Raw genomic sequence first — 16,487 nt, forward strand, 5'->3', positions numbered from 1 at the left:
CACAAGATCGGGAATGCGTGCCCCTTAGTATCCGTTGGGTGGGGTGAAAGCCTCGCCAGAGGAATCCGGTACGCCGTCGGCAGACAAGGAAGACACCCGTGAGTGACCTCCGCAACGTGATCATCATCGGCTCCGGGCCTGCGGGCTACACCGCCGCCCTCTACACCGCACGCGCGTCGCTCAAGCCTCTGGTCTTCGAGGGGTCGGTCACGGCCGGCGGAGCCTTGATGAACACCACCGAGGTGGAGAACTTCCCCGGCTTCCGTGACGGCATCATGGGTCCGGAGCTGATGGACCAGATGCGCGCACAGTCCGAGCGCTTCGGGGCCGAACTCATCCCCGACGACGTGACCGCCGTCGACCTCACCGGTGACATCAAGACGGTCACCGACTCCGTCGGCACCGTCCACCGCGCCCGCGCCGTGATCATCGCCACCGGCTCCCAGCACCGCAAGCTGGGGCTGCCGCGAGAGGACGAGCTCTCCGGCCGCGGCGTCTCCTACTGCGCCACCTGCGACGGGTTCTTCTTCCGGGACAAGGACATCGCCGTCGTCGGCGGCGGCGACACCGCCATGGAGGAGGCCACCTTCCTCTCCCGGTTCGCCAAGTCCGTCACCATCGTCCACCGCCGGGACACCCTGCGCGCCTCGAAGGCGATGCAGGAGCGCGCGTTCGCCGACCCGAAGATCACCTTCGCCTGGAACAGCGAGATCGCCGAGATCCACGAGAAGGACAGCAAGCTCGCCTACCTGACCCTGCGCGACACCGTCACCGGAGCCCGGCGCGAGCTTCCGGCGACCGGACTGTTCATCTCCATCGGCCACGACCCGCGCACCGAGCTGTTCAGCGACGTGCTCGAACTGGACGACGAGGGCTACCTGACGGTGGAGGCGCCCTCCACCCGCACCAACCTCCCCGGCGTCTTCGCCGCCGGTGACGTCGTGGACCACACCTACCGCCAGGCGATCACCGCCGCCGGCACCGGCTGCTCCGCCGCGCTGGACGCCGAGCGCTACCTCGCCGCCCTCAGCGACGGTGAGGCGGCCGAACCGGAGAAGGCCGAGGAAGCCGCCCAGGCCGCCGAGGCAGAGGCAGCGGCTGAGCAGGCCACCGCCTCCGTATGAGCAGACCCGACCGCCGGGCCAGCCATACCCGGCACCGCACCACCTATGATCAAGGAGATCTCCATGGCCACCGTGACCGCCACTGATGCCGACTTCGAGACGGTCGTACTCAAGAGCGACAAGCCCGTGCTCGTCGAATTCTGGGCGGCCTGGTGCGGCCCCTGCCGGCAGATCGCCCCGTCGCTGGAGGCCATCGCCAAGGAGCAGGCCGACAAGATCACCATCGTCAAGCTCAACATCGACGAGAACCCGGAGACGGCCGCGAAGTACGGGATCATGTCGATCCCGACGATGAACGTCTACCAGGGTGGCGAGGTCGTGAAGACCATCGTGGGCGCGAAGCCCAAGGGTGCCCTGGAGCGCGACCTGGCCGACTTCATCGCCTGAGCCTCGCCCTGTTTCACGTGAAACGGCCCGCCCCGAGGGGCGGGCCGTTTCACGTCTCCCGGCGAACGGCGCCCGCCGGCCGTACCCTCTCCCGCCACGACCGCGCTCCGGAGCTCACAGCGGGCGGAGCACCGGGTGGTCCTTCTGCACCGCTCCCAGAAGCTGATCAAGCGCCCGCTCCACGTCCGCCTTCCACGACAGCGTGCTCCGCAGCTCCAGCCGGAGCCTCGGGTAGCGGTGGTGTGACCGGACCGTCTTGAACCCCACCGCCTTCAGGTGCTCGGCGGGCAGCAGGCACCCCGGCCCAGCCCACCGTGCGTCCGCGATGGCCTCGATCGCCTTGACATTGCGCCGCAGCACGTCCTTGGCCACCGTCTGCACCATGACGCGCCCCAGGCCCTGGCCCTGGTACGCGGGCAGCAGGGAAGCCGTCATCAACTGGACCGCGTCGGGCGAGACCGGCCCGGTGGGGAACGCCGTGGAACGGGCCACGTACGCCGGAGGTGCGTAGAGCACGAAGCCCACCGGCCGGCCGTCGACGAAGACCACCCGCCCGCACGACCCCCAGTCCAGGAGGACAGCGGAGATCCAGGCCTCCTTCTCGGCCTCCGCCCGGCCACCGCGTTCGGCCCGCCCTCCGCTGACGGGGTCCAGTTCCCAGAACACGCAGCGCCGACAGGTCGGTGGCAGGCTCGACAGGTTGTCCAACGTGAGCGGAACAAGCTGACGCCCCATGGACCCATCGTATCCATGGGGCGTCCGCTCTCGGCGGGACCAGCGGCTAGTCGGCCTGCTGGCCCTCCTCGGCTGCCTCTGCGGACAGCCGCTGTTCGAGCACCCGACCCTCGCCGGGTGCCAACTGCGACAGGATGCGCTCCAGATCCTCTATCGAGGCGAACTCGACGACGATCTTGCCCTTCTTCTGTCCCAGGTCGACCTTCACCCGGGTCTCGAACCGATCGGACAGGCGGCCGGCCAAGTGGTCGAGAGCGGGGGAGACCCGCTTGCCCGCCCGGGGCCCCTTGCCCTTCGACGCTCGACCGGAGGCGTCGCCCATGAGCGTGACGATCTCCTCGACCGCCCGCACCGACAGGCCCTCGGCAACGATGCGGTGCGCCAGCCGGTCCTGCTCCTCCGCGTCCTCCACGGAGAGCAGCGCCCGGGCATGACCCGCGGAGAGCACCCCGGCGGCCACCCGACGCTGAACCGAGGGGGAGAGCCGCAGGAGGCGCAGCGTGTTGGACACCTGCGGTCGCGACCGTCCGATCCGGTCCGCGAGCTGGTCGTGCGTGCAGTCGAAGTCCTTCAGGAGCTGGTCGTAGGCCGCGGCCTCCTCCAGCGGGTTGAGTTGGGCCCGGTGGAGGTTCTCCAGCAGGGCGTCCAGCAGGAGCTTGTCGTCCTCGGTCGCCCGGACAATCGCCGGGATGCGGTCGAGGCCCGCATCGCGGCAGGCGCGCCAGCGCCGCTCGCCCATGATGAGCTCGTACCGCTCCGCGCCCACCTGCCGCACCACGACCGGCTGGAGCAGCCCCACCTCCTTGATGGAGGTGACCAGCTCCGCCAGCGCGTCCTCGTCGAAGACCTCACGCGGCTGCCGGGGATTGGGCGTGATGGCCTCCACCGGCACTTCCGCGAAGTGCGCCCCGGCCACCTCCTCCGCGGCGACCTCGGCCTCCTCCTGCCCGGCGCCCTGCCCGGCGTCCTGCGGCGGCACCGCATCGGCCCGCCCCGTCCGCCGCGCGCTGTCGGGCAGCGCCGTGACGGCCGCCGCGGCCACCCCGCGCTCGGAGGAGAAGACCGTCGGGACGGCGCTCGGTGACGTGGCACCGTTGCTGCCGATCGTGGGCGTGGGGCCGTCGTGCTCCTGTCCGGTGGGCGCTGCCGGGATCAGTGCACCGAGCCCGCGGCCCAGTCCTCTACGTCGTTCGCTCACTGATTCCCCTCCGACGTGCTGTGCTGGTGTACCCGCTGCGCATCGGTGTTGCGCAGCGCGATCTCCCGCGCGGCCTCCAGGTAGGAGAGCGCCCCGCTGGAGCCGGGATCGTAGGTGAGGACCGTCTGGCCGTAGCTCGGCGCCTCGGAGATGCGGACGGACCGCGGGATGTTGGTGCGCAGTACCTCGTTTCTGAAGTGGCCGCGCACCTCGTCGGCGACCTGGGAGGCCAGCCGGGTCCGCCCGTCGTACATCGTCAGCAGGATGGTGGAGACGTGCAGCGTCGGGTTCAGGTGGCCCTTCACCAACTCCACGTTCCGCAGGAGTTGCCCCAGCCCCTCCAGGGCGTAGTACTCGCACTGGATCGGGATCACGACCTCCGCGCCTGCCACGAGCGCGTTGACGGTCAGCAGTCCGAGCGAAGGCGGGCAGTCGATGAAGATGTAGTCCAACGGCTGCTCGTAGGCGCTCAGCGCCCGCTGCAGCCGGCTTTCCCGCGCCACCAGGGAGACGAGTTCGATCTCCGCTCCGGCCAGGTCGATCGTGGCCGGAGCGCAGAAAAGCCCCTCCACGTCATGCACCGGCTGCACCACTTCGGCGAGCGGTCTGCTGTCGACCAGAACATCGTAGATGGACGGCACTTCGGCATGGTGGTCGATGCCCAATGCGGTGGAGGCGTTGCCCTGCGGGTCGAGGTCGATGACGAGCACCCGGGCACCGTGCAGGGCGAGAGAGGCGGCGAGGTTCACCGTCGTCGTGGTCTTGCCCACGCCCCCCTTCTGGTTGGCGACCACCATGACGCGGGTCTGCTCGGGCCTGGGCAGCCCTTCGCCCGCGCGGCTCATCGTCTCGACGGCCTGCTGAGCGGCTCGACCGATGGGGGTGTCATCCATGGGAGGCAGCGTCTCACGCGTTTCACGTGAAACGTCCCCCAGTTCAGCGCGGGGGCCCGGGACCGGGTCGGCCATCGGTCCCGCCGGGTCAGCGTCGGACTGCAACGGTTCACTCTCCTCGAAAGGCACCTTCGCAGGGTCAAAGCCTGCCATGCCCTGGGACCTGTGAACCACTGAGCCCCGCTGAGCTGTGGACAACTCGCCGGTTGTGGATACGTCCTCGGCCCCGGAGGGACGCTTCGGACGGCCGTGCGGGTCAGCAGCCGCACGACCTCGACTGATAATTCCGTGCAGAAGGGAGCGGCGTTTCACGTGAAACACGATGCACGTGCCGCACGCACTGCCAGGGGAGACACTCCGCCCTGGACAGCTTTGCCGTTTTTATGCCCCCAGAACAGCCGAACGTCATCACCGAGCGTCAGCGGCGACGCCGCGCCGACCGCCCCGCGCGCGCGGCCTTGGCACGCTTCGCAGCGAACCGCACCCCTCCGGGGCTCTCCCCCACCTCCGCCCTCACCACCGTGGACGGCGGGTCCACCACGCCTTCGCCCACCTGCACCACGGAGGTGTGGACGACGCCGAGCTTCTGCAGCGCGGACCGGGCACCGATCAGCTCTTCCTCCGCGGTATCGCCCTTGAGCGCGAGCATCTCGCCGTACGGCCGCAGCAGGGGCACGCCCCAGCCGGCCAGCCGGTCCAGCGGGGCCACCGCGCGGGCCGTCACCACGTGCACCGGCGGGAAGGTCCCGAGCACCTCCTCGGCTCGCCCCCGGACGACGGTGACGTGGTCGAGCCCGAGCAGCTCGACCGCTTCCTGGAGGAACGTCGTGCGCCGCAGCAGGGGCTCCAGCAGCGTGATCCGCAGGTCGGGACGGACGAGCGCCAACGGAATTCCGGGCAGGCCGGCCCCCGAGCCGACGTCGCAGACCGTCACCCCGTCCGCGACGACCTCCGAGAGCACCGCGCAGTTCAGCAGATGTCGCCCCCACAGCCGGGGCACTTCGCGCGGGCCGATGAGCCCGCGCCGCACCCCGGCCTCCGCCAGCAGCTCGGCGTAGCGGATCGCGTCGGGCAGACGCTCGCCGAAGACCTCCTCAGCCGCCGGAGGCGGTTGCGGCAGTTCCTCCCGCACCTCCGGCTCCGGGCCCTGCCCGCGCCCGTTGTCGGTGCCGCCCACGGCCGTCACGGCAGGACGACCACGCAGCGCTGCGGTTCCTCGCCCTCGGACTCGCTGCGCAGCCCGGCCTCCTTGACGGCGTCGTGCACCACCTTGCGCTCGAAAGGCGTCATCGGCTTCAGCTTGACCGCCTCGCCGGCCTCACGCACCTTCTCCACCGCGTCGGCGGCCTGCCGGGTCAGCTCTTCCCGCTTGCGCGCGCGGAAGCCCGCGATGTCCAGCATCAGCCGGCTGCGCTCGCCGGTCTCGCGGTGCACGGCGAGCCTGGTCAGCTCCTGCAGGGCCTCCAGCACCTCACCGTCCCGCCCCACGATCTTCTGCAGGTCCCGGCTGCCGCCATCGCTGATGATGGAGACCGCCGCGCGGTCGCCCTCGACGTCCATGTCGATGTCACCGTCGAGGTCCGCGATGTCGAGCAGACCCTCCAGGTAGTCGGCCGCGATCTCCCCTTCCTGCTCCAAGCGGGTCAGGGTGTCGGTGCCCTCAGCGGCTTCGGTCGTGTCCGTCACTGATGGACTCCTTCTTACTTCTTCGACTTCGACTTCGCGGACTGCGGCTTCTTCTTCTGCGGGGGCCGGTTCGGCTTCCGCGGGGACTGCTTGGACTGCTTCTGGCCCTGGGGCTGCTGCGCCGTGCCCTGGCCGCCCGTGCCCTGCTTGCCGGTGGTCTCCGGCTGCCCGGCCCGCCCGGGCTGGCCGCCCTGACGCTGCGACTTCGACTGGCGCTTGGGCTGGCTGCGCGTGGCGCGAGCCTGCTCGACGGCCTCCTTGGCCGCCACCTCGGCCGGGTCCTCCTTCAGCTTGCCCTTGGCGCGGAGCCTGTCCTGGCGCTGCTTGTAGGCGAGCGAGCCCGGCGTCGGGTTGCGCTTGATGATGTACATCTGCTGCCCGAGCGTCCACACGTTGGTGGTGAGCCAGTAGACCAGGACACCGACGGGGAAGTTGATGCCGAAGACGGCGAACATGATCGGGAAGACGTACATGAGCAGCTTCTGCTGCTGCATGAACGGCGTCTTCACCGTGAGGTCGACGTTCTTCGTCATGAGCTGGCGCTGCGTGTAGAACTGCGACAGCGACATCAGCACGATCATCACGGCCGTGACGACCTGGACGTTGATGAGCGTGGCGTTGAGAGCCTCGATCTCGCTGGAGGAGTCCAGGAACTTGGCCGCGATCGGGGCGCCGAAGATGTGCGCGTTCCGCGCGCTCTCCACCAGGCCCTGGTCCAGTACACCGACCGTGTCGTTGTTGGAAATCTTGTTGAGGACCTGGAAGAGCGCCAGGAAGAACGGGGACTGCGCCAGGATGGGAAGGCAACTGGAGAGCGGGTTGGTGCCCGTCTCCTTGTACAGCTTCATCATCTCTTCGGACTGACGCTGCTTGTCGCTCTTGTAGCGCTCCTGGATCGCCTTCATCTTCGGCTGGAGCGCCTGCATGTTCCGCGTCGCCTTGATCTGCTTGACGAACAGCGGGATCAGGGCGATCCGGATCAGCACCACCAGGCACACGATGGACAGACCCCAGGCCCAACCGCTGTCCTCGTCGAAGACGAGGCTGAACAGCGCGTGGAACTGGACGATGATCCAGGAGACTACGGTATAGAGAGGACCGAGGATCGTGTCCACGAATCAGGCTCCTTGAGCGTTGGACTGGGTCCGATGCTGCCAGCGGCTCCGCAGCCGCTGATGCCAGACCGGGTGCTTCCGGGCGGGAACATGGTCGACGCCACCGGGCGACCATGGGTTGCAGCGCAGGATGCGCCACGCGGTCAGCGCCGTCCCCTTCACCGCGCCGTGCCTGCGGATGGCGGCGTAGCCATAGTGCGAGCACGAGGGGTAGTACCGGCACACCGGCCCGAGCATCGGGCTGATGGTCCACTGGTACAGCTTGATGAGCCAGAGCAGCGGGTACTTCACTTCGGCGGCCCTCCCAGCAGCCGCTGCAGTGCGGAGTCGAGGTCACGGGCCAGCGACCCGTGGTCCGCCTCGCCCGCTCCGGGCAGCGCCCGTACGACCACCAGGCTACCGGGGGGCAGCTCGGACAGGCGTTCGCGCACCAGGTGGCGTAGCCGACGCTTGACCGTGTTGCGGACGACGGCGTTGCCGACGGCCTTGCTCACGACGAAACCCGCACGCGCCGGGGGAAGGGCCTCCCCCGAGGCGTGCGGGTCCGTTCCGCTGCGTAGGTGGACGACGAGGTGCGGGCGTCCGGCTCGACGCCCTCGCCGTACCGCGGCCGCGAAGTCCTCTCGCCGCCTCAGCCGGTGCTCGGTGGGCAGCACGTCATGGACCTGCGGGCCAGCCGGCTCAGGCCGACAGGCGGCCGCGGCCCTTGCTGCGCCGGTTCGCGATGATGGCGCGACCGGCGCGGGTCCGCATGCGCAGCCGGAAGCCGTGGGTCTTCGCGCGGCGGCGGTTGTTCGGCTGGAAGGTGCGCTTGCTCACTCGGGGGCTCCAGTAAATGCTTGTGTCTCGTGTGAGACGGGTGTGGGGCGTCGACTGGCTGTCACCGTGCGCCCACGAGTAGCTCGCAACGCCCGAGTGCACCGCTTCGTCACCTGCGGACCGGTGTCCCGGACTGACAGGATCGTGCCCATCGGAGGCAGGCGGCAGCAGCCATCGACAACTCGACCTGGTTACGGTACGCGCGGGCGCGCCGTTCGGTCAAACCAGGGCCGCCCGGGGCGGCCAACCGCTTCGGCGGGGCGTCCGTACACGCCCGAGCGGCCACCGCTCGCCACGGCCCCGGAAGCGGGCGTCCCGGGGCCGTGGCGAGCGGTGGCCGTGACCCCGCCCGGCGCCGCGGGCCCGGAGGGAGGGCACGACCGGTACTCCGGGCGCGCCGCGCCGGACGACCGGCGACCCGCCCCACCCCGGCACTGCCTCCGACCGCTCGCCGGCACCGCGCCCGGCACCGCCTCCGACCGCTCGCCGCCGCCGGTCGCCCCGCGGCGACCGGCGGGTAACGGGGGCCGCCCGTGGCGTGGCACAGTTGTGCACACCCTGTGGACAACAACTTGAGCAGCGCCAGCAGGGCCGACTACCGTGGCCGGACTCCGAATTCCTCCCGGCCGTCCCGAGAGCCACACTTTCGCGGAAAGTGTCCCCAGCGAGTGAGAGAGCGTGCCCTGTGGCTGACGTACCTGCCGATCTTGCCGCAGTGTGGCCACGTGTTCTCGAACACCTCCTCGGCGACGGGCAGGGAATCGAGGCCAAGGACCAGCGCTGGCTGCGGGACTGCCAGCCGCTGGTGCTCGTCTCCGGCACCGCGCTGCTCGGCGTGCCGAACGAGTACGCCAAAGGAGTGCTGGAGGGCCGCCTCGCCCCCCTGATCAGCGACGCGCTCAGCCGCGAGTGCCAGCAGCCGATCCGGCTCGCGATCACCGTCACCGGCCCAGCGCCCGAGCCGGGCCCGGCCCCGGCCCCCGTACCCGAGCAGCGCTCCCCGCACCACCCCGGCCCGGGCGGCGGGCACCCGGGGCCGCCGCCCGCCGCTCCGCGGTACGACGAACCCGCGCGCTACGACGACCAGCAGCGCTACGAGGAGCCGCCGCGCTACGAGGAGCCCGCGCGGTACGACGAGAGCCCCCGCTACGAGGAGGCGCCGCGCTACGACGACGCCCCCCGGTACGACGAGACGGGACGATACGAGGAGCCGGCACCGGCGCGCTACGACGACCAGCGCGAGCTGCCCACCGCGCGCGCCGCCTACCCCTCCTACCCGCACGCCCCGCAGCCGCAGCACCAGCGCGGCGCCTGGCCCCGGGCGGAACCGGACGGCTGGGCGCCACCGCGCGAGCCCTACCCGCCGCAGCACCCGTACGGCGGGCGCCCGCAGCCCGGCTACGACCAGCAGCCGGGCGGGTACGACCAGCGGCAGCCCCCGCCTCCCCGGTTCGACGAGCCGCCCCAGCTCCCCGCCCCCAGCGGCGCCCCCGGCCCGCTCGCCGCGCAACCGGCGCCCGCGACCGGGCCCGGCGAGCCGACGGCCCGGCTGAACCCCAAGTACCTCTTCGACACCTTCGTCATCGGCGCCTCCAACCGCTTCGCCCACGCAGCGGCCGTCGCCGTCGCCGAGGCCCCGGCCAAGGCGTACAACCCGCTGTTCATCTACGGCGAGTCCGGGCTGGGCAAGACGCACCTGCTGCACGCCATCGGCCACTACGCCCGCAGCCTCTACCCGGGGACGCGGGTGCGCTACGTGAGCTCGGAGGAGTTCACCAACGAGTTCATCAACTCCATCCGCGACGGCAAGGCGGACGCGTTCCGCAAGCGCTACCGCGACATGGACATCCTGCTGGTGGACGACATCCAGTTTCTGGCGCAGAAGGAGTCCACGCAGGAGGAGTTCTTCCACACCTTCAACACGCTGCACAACGCGAACAAGCAGATCGTGCTGTCCAGCGACCGGCCGCCGAAGCAGCTCGTCACGCTGGAGGACCGGCTGCGCAACCGCTTCGAGTGGGGGCTGATCACCGACGTCCAGCCGCCCGAGCTGGAGACGCGCATCGCGATCCTGCGCAAGAAGGCCGTGCAGGAGCAGCTCAACGCGCCGCCGGAGGTCCTGGAGTTCATCGCCTCCCGCATCTCCCGCAACATCCGCGAGCTGGAGGGCGCGCTCATCCGGGTGACGGCCTTCGCCAGCCTCAACCGCCAGCCGGTGGACCTCGGGCTGACCGAGATCGTCCTCAAGGACCTCATTCCCGGGGGCGAGGACGCGGCGCCGGAGATCACCGCGGCCAACATCATGGCCTCGACGGCCGACTACTTCGGGCTGACCGTGGACGACCTGTGCGGCTCCTCCCGCAGCCGGGTCCTGGTCACCGCGCGCCAGATCGCGATGTACCTGTGCCGGGAGCTGACGGACCTGTCGCTGCCGAAGATCGGCGCGCAGTTCGGCGGCCGGGACCACACCACGGTGATGCACGCCGACCGCAAGATCCGCGCGCTCATGGCCGAGCGGCGCTCGATCTACAACCAGGTCACGGAGCTGACCAACCGCATCAAGAACGGCTGACGCCGGGCCGCGGCGATGGACAGCGGCGCGCTTGGTTTCCCGAACCGGGGCGTTCCGGTCCGAAAAACTTCCGGACAAGGCGGCACCGCATCGAGCCACTCCCGGAGCAGGGTGCTCCCTGCTCCGGGCCTCCGGGCCGCAGGGCTCCCCGCGGCGGAGGGCTCCCGGGTCTCCACCGGAACGGGAGCGCTCCGGGATCGAGGCGTACCCGGAACAGGCACTCCCGGGCCAGACCGCTCCCGCCCCGCGACTCCTCCGGGCCGAAGGGCTTCCGCGCCGGAGGACTCCCGGACCGAGGCGGTGCGTGCCGGTGCGCTCCCGGGGCAGGGCTCCCGCTCGGAGTGCTACCGCGCCGAGGTGCCCCTGGGCACAGGCACTCCTACGCCGAGGCGCCCCCGGACGGACGCCCCAGGGCGTCGGGCTCACCCCGGACCCCGGCCGACGGGGCACGCCCGGACCACGGCACACCCGGAGCACAGCACCTCCGGGCCGGAGGGCTCCCGGCCGAGATGTGCCTACGTCGAGGTGACCCGGGCAGAAGGCGCTGCTGCGGCGAGGTACTCCCGGCCGGGGCGCTACCGGGCCGGGCCTCCCGGTCGGTGTGGGAACCCCGGGACCGCGGGACTTCCGGGGCCGGGGCACTCCCGGAGCGGGGCTTGGGCGCAGAGCGTCGCACACCGGGCCACCGCCGGCCCGGTGTGCGACGTTCCGCTGGCCCGCCTCCGCCCTGCCGCCGCCGTCACCGCGCGGCCCGTGCACGCGGCGGGTGGCCGGGCCCGGGGAGTCGTCGCGGCCGCGAAGTGCCGACGTTCCGGTGGCCGCCCGGCGGCCGGGGCGTTCGAATCCGCTCCCGGAAGGCGCCTGTGTCCACAAGTCAGCGGTTCAACGAGCGTCCACACCCTGGGGACCGGGGAGTTGTCCCGACGGCGTCCACAGCGGCACCGCTCCAGGAGGACTCCGGGCAGGTCGGAGGGATGGGGAAATGTGTACGCGGGGACTCCACAGGCTGTGGACGACGGGGGGCTCGTCAACCGCCGTCCGCCGTTGTCCACGGGCCGCCCACAGGATGAGGCGGGTTGTCCCCAGCTTCTCCACACCCCTGTCCACTGTTCGACAACGCGACGCGCCCTCTCACCGGTCAGAGTGAAAGCGGTCACACGAAGCTGCTGGATTGGGCTGTTGAGAACCTGGGTAAAACTGGGGACGGAGCTGTGCAGAAGTACGCCTCGCCTGTGTACCGGCTGTGCACAGTCCTCCGGCGTCCACAGGACAGCCGTCTTCGTCCACCGCCGCGCCCACAGGCCCGGTGGACAAAATTCGCGCGCTGACCTGCGAGAACGCGGTTATCCCCGGAATCCACAGCACCTACTACTGAGACCACAGAGATAAGCCGGTGAACTGGTCTCGAAGTCGGTGCTGTGCACAACTCGGCTCCGAGCCGCTCCGGGCCGCCCGGTACGACTTGCGCCCGAGCCGCACCGGCTGTCAGCCGCGTGCGTCAGACTGGACCCCGGCAACCAGCAACAGCAGGAGGCGGCTGAAGGTGAAGATCCGGGTAGAGCGCGATGTCCTGGCGGAGGCGGTGGCGTGGGCGGCCAAGAGCCTTCCCGCCCGTCCGCCGGTGCCGGTCCTCGCCGGCCTGCTGCTGAAGGCGGAGGAAGGCGCGCTGAGCCTTTCCGGGTTCGACTACGAGGTCTCCGCCCGCGTCTCGGTCGAGGCCGACGTCGAGGAGGAGGGCACCGTTCTCGTCTCCGGCAAGCTGCTCGCCGACATCAGCCGCGCCCTGCCCAACCGCCCGGTGGAGATCTCCACAGAGGGTGTACGGGTGAGCGTCGTCTGCGGTTCCTCCCGCTTCACCCTGCACACCCTGCCGGTGGAGGAGTACCCGGCGCTGCCACAGATGCCCTCGGCCACCGGCACCGTGCCCGGCGAGGTGTTCGCCTCCGCCGTGTCCCAGGTGGCCATCGCCGCGGGCCGGGACGACACGCTGCCGGTGCTCACCGGCGTCCGCATCGAGATCGAGGGCGACACGGTCACGCTGGCCTCCACCGACCGCTACCGCTTCGCGGTGCGCGAGTTCCTGTGGAAGCCGGAGACGCCGGACGCTTCCTCGGTCGCCCTGGTGCCCGCCAAGACGCTCCTGGAGACGGCCAAGGCGCTCAGCAGCGGTGACCACGTCACGCTGGCGCTGTCCGGCTCGGGGGCGGGCGAGGGCCTGATCGGCTTCGAGGGCGCGGGCCGCCGTACGACGACGCGGCTGCTCGAGGGCGACCTGCCGAAGTACCGCACGCTCTTCCCCACCGAGTTCAACTCGGTGGCCACCATCGAGACGGCTCCGTTCGTGGAGGCCGTCAAGCGCGTGGCCCTCGTCGCGGAGCGCAACACGCCGGTGCGGCTCAGCTTCGAGCAGGGCGCGCTCACCCTGGAGGCCGGTTCCAGCGACGACGCACAGGCTGTGGAGCGGGTCGACTGCGCGCTGGAGGGCGACGACATCTCCATCGCCTTCAACCCCGGATTCCTGCTGGAAGGCCTGAGCGCGATCGACTCCGCCGTCGCCCAGCTCTCCTTCACCACCTCCACCAAGCCCTCGCTGCTGCGGGGCAAGCCGGCGGTGGACGCCGAGGCCAACGACGCCTACAAGTACCTGATCATGCCGGTGCGGCTGAGCGGCTGAGCGGCTGGGGCCCGGGCGGCCCCCGCCGGCGTCCGCGCGTCCCGGCGGGGCGCGCGGCGGTCGGGCGGCCCCCGGTCCCGGGGCGCGGTCGCGCACCCGCATGAGGCTCAGGCGAGCGCGCCGGGCCCACAGCCGTGCACCGCTCCCGCGGCGTAGGCTCGGAGACGGCCGGGCCGCCACGTCCGCCCGGCCGGCGTCCCGACGCACCGCACGGCACTGGAAACACGGCAAGGAGAGCCCACTGATGGAGCTCGGTCTCATCGGCCTCGGCAAGATGGGCGGCAACATGCGCGAGCGCATCCGCCGCGCCGGCCACACCGTCATCGGATACGACCGCAATCCCGACCTCGCCGACGTCCACAGCCTGCGCGAGCTGGTGGACCGGCTGCCGGGGCCGCGCGTGGTGTGGGTGATGGTGCCGGCCGGTGAGCCCACGCAGGCCACGGTCGACGAACTGGCCCGACTCCTGTCGCCCGGCGACGTCGTGGTGGACGGCGGCAACTCGCGCTGGACGGACGACGAGAAGCACGCCGCGGAGCTCGCGGAGCGCGGCATCGGCTTCGTGGACTGCGGCGTCTCCGGAGGCGTGTGGGGCCTGGAGAACGGCTACGCGCTCATGTACGGCGGCTCCGCGGACGACGTGGCGAAGGTGCAGCCGGTCTTCGACGCGCTGAAGCCGGACGGCGACTTCGGCGCGGTGCACGCGGGCAAGGTCGGCGCCGGACACTTCGCCAAGATGGTCCACAACGGCATCGAGTACGCCATGATGCAGGCCTTCGCCGAGGGGTGGGAGCTGCTGGAGGCGGTCGACTCGGTGACGGACGTGCGCGAGGTGTTCCGGTCCTGGCGCGAGGGCACCGTCATCCGGTCCTGGCTGCTCGACCTGGCGGTCAACGCGCTCGACCAGGACCAGCACCTGGGCAAGCTGCGCGGCTACGCACAGGACTCCGGCGAGGGCCGCTGGACGGTCGAGGCGGCCATCGACCACGCGGTGCCGCTGCCGGCGATCACCGCCTCGCTCTTCGCCCGCTTCGCCTCGCGGCAGGACGACTCGCCGCAGATGAAGATGATCGCCGCGCTGCGCAACCAGTTCGGCGGCCACGCGGTCACGGCCAAGAGCGACGACCTGGGCGCCGACGCGCCGGGCGCCGACGTTCCCCCGCCCGTCAACGGCTGATCCGGAGTACGAGGCTGCCGCTCCCCATGCATGTCGCGCACCTGTCGCTGGCCGACTTCCGCTCCTATCCCCGGGCCGAGGTGCCGCTCGCCCCGGGGGTGACGGCGTTCGTTGGCCCGAACGGCCAGGGGAAGACCAATCTGGTGGAGGCCGTCGGCTACCTGTCCACGCTCGGCAGCCACCGGGTGGCGTCGGACGCGCCGCTGGTGCGGATGGGAGCCGAGCGGGCCGTGGTGCGGGCGGCCGTGACCCAGGGCGAACGCCAGCAGTTGGTCGAGTTGGAGATCAACCCCGGGCGGGCCAACCGGGCGCGGATCAACCGCTCCTCGCAGGTGCGGCCGCGCGACGTGCTGGGCATCGTGCGGTCGGTGCTGTTCGCGCCGGAGGACTTGAGCCTGGTCAAAGGCGACCCGGGCGAACGGCGGCGCTTCCTGGACGAGCTGGTCACCGCGCGGGCCCCGCGCATGGCCGGGGTGCGGTCCGACTACGACCGGGTGCTCAAGCAGCGCAACTCCCTGCTGAAGTCGGCGGCGATGGCGCGGCGCCACGGCGGCCGGTCGCTGGACCTGTCGACGCTGGACGTGTGGGACCAGCACCTGGCCCGGGCGGGCGCCGAGCTGCTCGCGCAGCGGTACGCGCTCGTCGCGGACCTGGAGCCGTTGGCCGACAAGGCGTACGAGCAACTCGCGCCCGGTGGCGGGCCGTTGGCGCTGGAGTACCGCAGCCCGGCCACCGGCGGTTCGCGGGAGGAGCTGTGCGAGCGACTGCTCGCGGCGCTCGACGAGGCGCGGCGGCAGGAGATCGAGCGCGGCGTGACGCTGGTGGGCCCGCACCGTGACGACCTGGTGCTGCGGTTGGGCCGGATGCCGGCGAAGGGGTACGCGAGCCACGGGGAGTCCTGGTCCTACGCCCTGGCGCTGCGGCTGGCCTCCTACGAGCTGCTGCGGGCGGAGGGCAACGAGCCAGTGCTCCTGCTGGACGACGTCTTCGCCGAGTTGGACGCGCGACGCCGGGAACGGCTGGCGGAGTTGGTGGCTCCGGCCGAGCAGGTGCTGGTGACGGCCGCCGTCGCGGAGGACGTGCCCCAGGCGCTGTCCGGCACGCGGTTCACGGTGGCCGAGGGCGAGGTGACCCCGGCATGAGCGATTCCGGTGCACACCGCCCCGGCGCGGGCCGTCCCGCCGCCTCCGGTGCGGCCGGCCCTCCGGGCGAGTCCGGTGCGTCCGGTACGTCCGGTGCCGCCGGGGGCCCGGGAGCCGACGGCGGCACCGGAGGCGGGGGAGCCGACACCGGGCACGCCGCCGAGGCGATGCCGCCGCCGTCCGGTGTGGACCTGGCCCGGGTGGCGCTGCGGGCGGCCAAGGAGCAGGCCCGGGCGCGGGGCGAGGCCACTCGGCAGAAGCAGCAGGCTCGGCGCGGCGGGTTGCGCTCGGGCGCGCGCCGGGATGGCCGCGACCCCTTGCCGCTGGGGGCGGCCCTGGAGCGGCTCACGGTGGAGCGGGGCTGGGAGATGCCCATGGCCGTCGGCGGAGTGATGGGCCGGTGGGAGCACATCGTGGGGGAGAAGAACGCCGAACACTGCCGACCGGAGCGGTACGACGAGGACTCCCGGGTGCTGACGGTGCGCTGTGACTCCACGGCGTGGGCCGCGGAGCTGCGTCGACTCGCTCCGCAACTGGTGCGCCGACTTAACGACGATCTGGGTCAGGGCACGGTGACGCTGATCAAGGTGCTGGCCCCGGGTGGAGGTGGCCCCCGGTACGGGCCGCTACGCGTGCGCTGACGTTTCACGTGAAACCAGCGCGGGCCACACGCCTCGTGCGTCGTCGCGCCCCTTCGCCCGCCCCTCGGGGCGCCTCGGTCCTCATCCGCACGGTTGGCGACCCCAGTCGAACCCTACGAACGGACCACGGAGAGCACCCTTCGCCTGCGAAATGCGGGTCGCCGCGAGCGAGAACCGTCGGGCGTGCGGTGTCGGGTGCGTGGTGTCGGCAGTTTCAGGCAGGGCGGTGGTCGGCCGTTTCCCGTGGACCGACGGTCGTTTCACGTGAAACAGAGGGTGGGAAAGTGACCCCGGTCACGGTAGCGGAGCGTTGACACGGCGAAG

At 71.3% G+C, this 16,487-nt stretch carries 16 protein-coding genes; 7 read left to right on the forward strand and 9 right to left on the reverse strand.

What is annotated here, in order from left to right; all coding sequences use genetic code 11:
• Nucleotides 1-98 precede the first annotated feature (98 nt).
• Together trxB and trxA are read left to right on the forward strand one after the other, a co-directional pair.
• Nucleotides 99-1,124: a thioredoxin-disulfide reductase gene (trxB, locus tag OSB71_RS03570; RefSeq protein ID WP_265944048.1), complete on the forward strand. Its 1,026-nt coding sequence runs from the start codon at nt 99-101 to the stop codon at nt 1,122-1,124.
• Between the two features lie 57 nt (nt 1,125-1,181).
• A complete protein-coding gene (gene trxA / locus OSB71_RS03575; RefSeq protein ID WP_265944315.1) occupies nt 1,182-1,511 on the forward strand; it encodes a thioredoxin in 330 nt (109 codons plus the stop codon).
• A 114-nt stretch (nt 1,512-1,625) separates the two neighbouring features.
• On the opposite strand, the gene OSB71_RS03580 is transcribed toward trxA, so the two are convergent.
• From OSB71_RS03580 to rpmH, 9 genes are all read right to left on the reverse strand, one after another.
• Complete coding sequence (locus OSB71_RS03580; protein WP_265944050.1) at nt 1,626-2,246, reverse strand: GNAT family N-acetyltransferase; 621 nt, start codon at nt 2,244-2,246, stop codon at nt 1,626-1,628.
• Between the two features lie 46 nt (nt 2,247-2,292).
• On the reverse strand, nt 2,293-3,444 hold the full coding sequence (locus OSB71_RS03585; RefSeq protein ID WP_265944051.1) for a ParB/RepB/Spo0J family partition protein: 1,152 nt from the start codon (nt 3,442-3,444) through the stop codon (nt 2,293-2,295).
• On the reverse strand, nt 3,441-4,490 hold the full coding sequence (locus OSB71_RS03590) for a ParA family protein (protein WP_323055244.1): 1,050 nt from the start codon (nt 4,488-4,490) through the stop codon (nt 3,441-3,443). The genes OSB71_RS03585 and OSB71_RS03590 overlap by 4 nt, the downstream gene beginning before the upstream one ends.
• 265 nt (nt 4,491-4,755) lie before the next feature.
• Nucleotides 4,756-5,469, reverse strand: coding sequence for a 16S rRNA (guanine(527)-N(7))-methyltransferase RsmG (gene rsmG, locus OSB71_RS03595; protein ID WP_265944319.1), 714 nt, complete (start codon nt 5,467-5,469; stop codon nt 4,756-4,758).
• 50 nt (nt 5,470-5,519) lie between these two features.
• Nucleotides 5,520-6,023, reverse strand: a complete 504-nt coding sequence (locus OSB71_RS03600; protein WP_265944053.1) for a Jag family protein — start codon at nt 6,021-6,023, stop codon at nt 5,520-5,522.
• A 14-nt stretch (nt 6,024-6,037) separates the two neighbouring features.
• Nucleotides 6,038-7,138 (reverse strand): membrane protein insertase YidC, encoded by a 1,101-nt coding sequence (yidC, locus tag OSB71_RS03605; protein ID WP_265944055.1) that lies wholly within the window; start codon nt 7,136-7,138, stop codon nt 6,038-6,040.
• A 3-nt stretch (nt 7,139-7,141) separates the two neighbouring features.
• A complete protein-coding gene (yidD, locus tag OSB71_RS03610) occupies nt 7,142-7,429 on the reverse strand; it encodes a membrane protein insertion efficiency factor YidD (RefSeq protein ID WP_265944056.1) in 288 nt (95 codons plus the stop codon).
• Entirely contained in the window at nt 7,426-7,794 is a 369-nt protein-coding gene (gene rnpA, locus OSB71_RS03615; protein WP_265944058.1) for a ribonuclease P protein component, read from the reverse strand. The genes yidD and rnpA overlap by 4 nt, the downstream gene beginning before the upstream one ends.
• A gap of 25 nt (nt 7,795-7,819) precedes the next feature.
• Entirely contained in the window at nt 7,820-7,957 is a 138-nt protein-coding gene (gene rpmH, locus OSB71_RS03620; RefSeq protein ID WP_028438354.1) for a 50S ribosomal protein L34, read from the reverse strand.
• Nucleotides 7,958-8,642: 685 nt separating this feature from the next.
• Between rpmH and dnaA the strand changes: the two genes are divergently transcribed.
• The 5 genes from dnaA to OSB71_RS03645 all read left to right on the forward strand — a co-directional run bounded on the left by dnaA (nt 8,643) and on the right by OSB71_RS03645 (nt 16,163).
• On the forward strand, nt 8,643-10,529 hold the full coding sequence (gene dnaA, locus OSB71_RS03625; protein ID WP_265944062.1) for a chromosomal replication initiator protein DnaA: 1,887 nt from the start codon (nt 8,643-8,645) through the stop codon (nt 10,527-10,529).
• Nucleotides 10,530-12,072: 1,543 nt separating this feature from the next.
• Nucleotides 12,073-13,203: a DNA polymerase III subunit beta gene (gene dnaN / locus OSB71_RS03630; protein ID WP_265944064.1), complete on the forward strand. Its 1,131-nt coding sequence runs from the start codon at nt 12,073-12,075 to the stop codon at nt 13,201-13,203.
• Nucleotides 13,204-13,303: 100 nt separating this feature from the next.
• On the forward strand, nt 13,304-14,380 hold the full coding sequence (gene gnd / locus OSB71_RS03635) for a phosphogluconate dehydrogenase (NAD(+)-dependent, decarboxylating) (RefSeq protein ID WP_416237185.1): 1,077 nt from the start codon (nt 13,304-13,306) through the stop codon (nt 14,378-14,380).
• A gap of 26 nt (nt 14,381-14,406) precedes the next feature.
• A complete protein-coding gene (gene recF / locus OSB71_RS03640) occupies nt 14,407-15,522 on the forward strand; it encodes a DNA replication/repair protein RecF (RefSeq protein WP_265944066.1) in 1,116 nt (371 codons plus the stop codon).
• A 167-nt stretch (nt 15,523-15,689) separates the two neighbouring features.
• Nucleotides 15,690-16,163, forward strand: a complete 474-nt coding sequence (locus OSB71_RS03645; RefSeq protein ID WP_265944321.1) for a DciA family protein — start codon at nt 15,690-15,692, stop codon at nt 16,161-16,163.
• Nucleotides 16,164-16,487 lie beyond the last annotated feature (324 nt).

Origin of the sequence: Streptomyces marinisediminis (assembly GCF_026262575.1) — a bacterium.
In the GTDB taxonomy this organism is placed as follows: domain Bacteria; phylum Actinomycetota; class Actinomycetes; order Streptomycetales; family Streptomycetaceae; genus Streptomyces; species Streptomyces marinisediminis.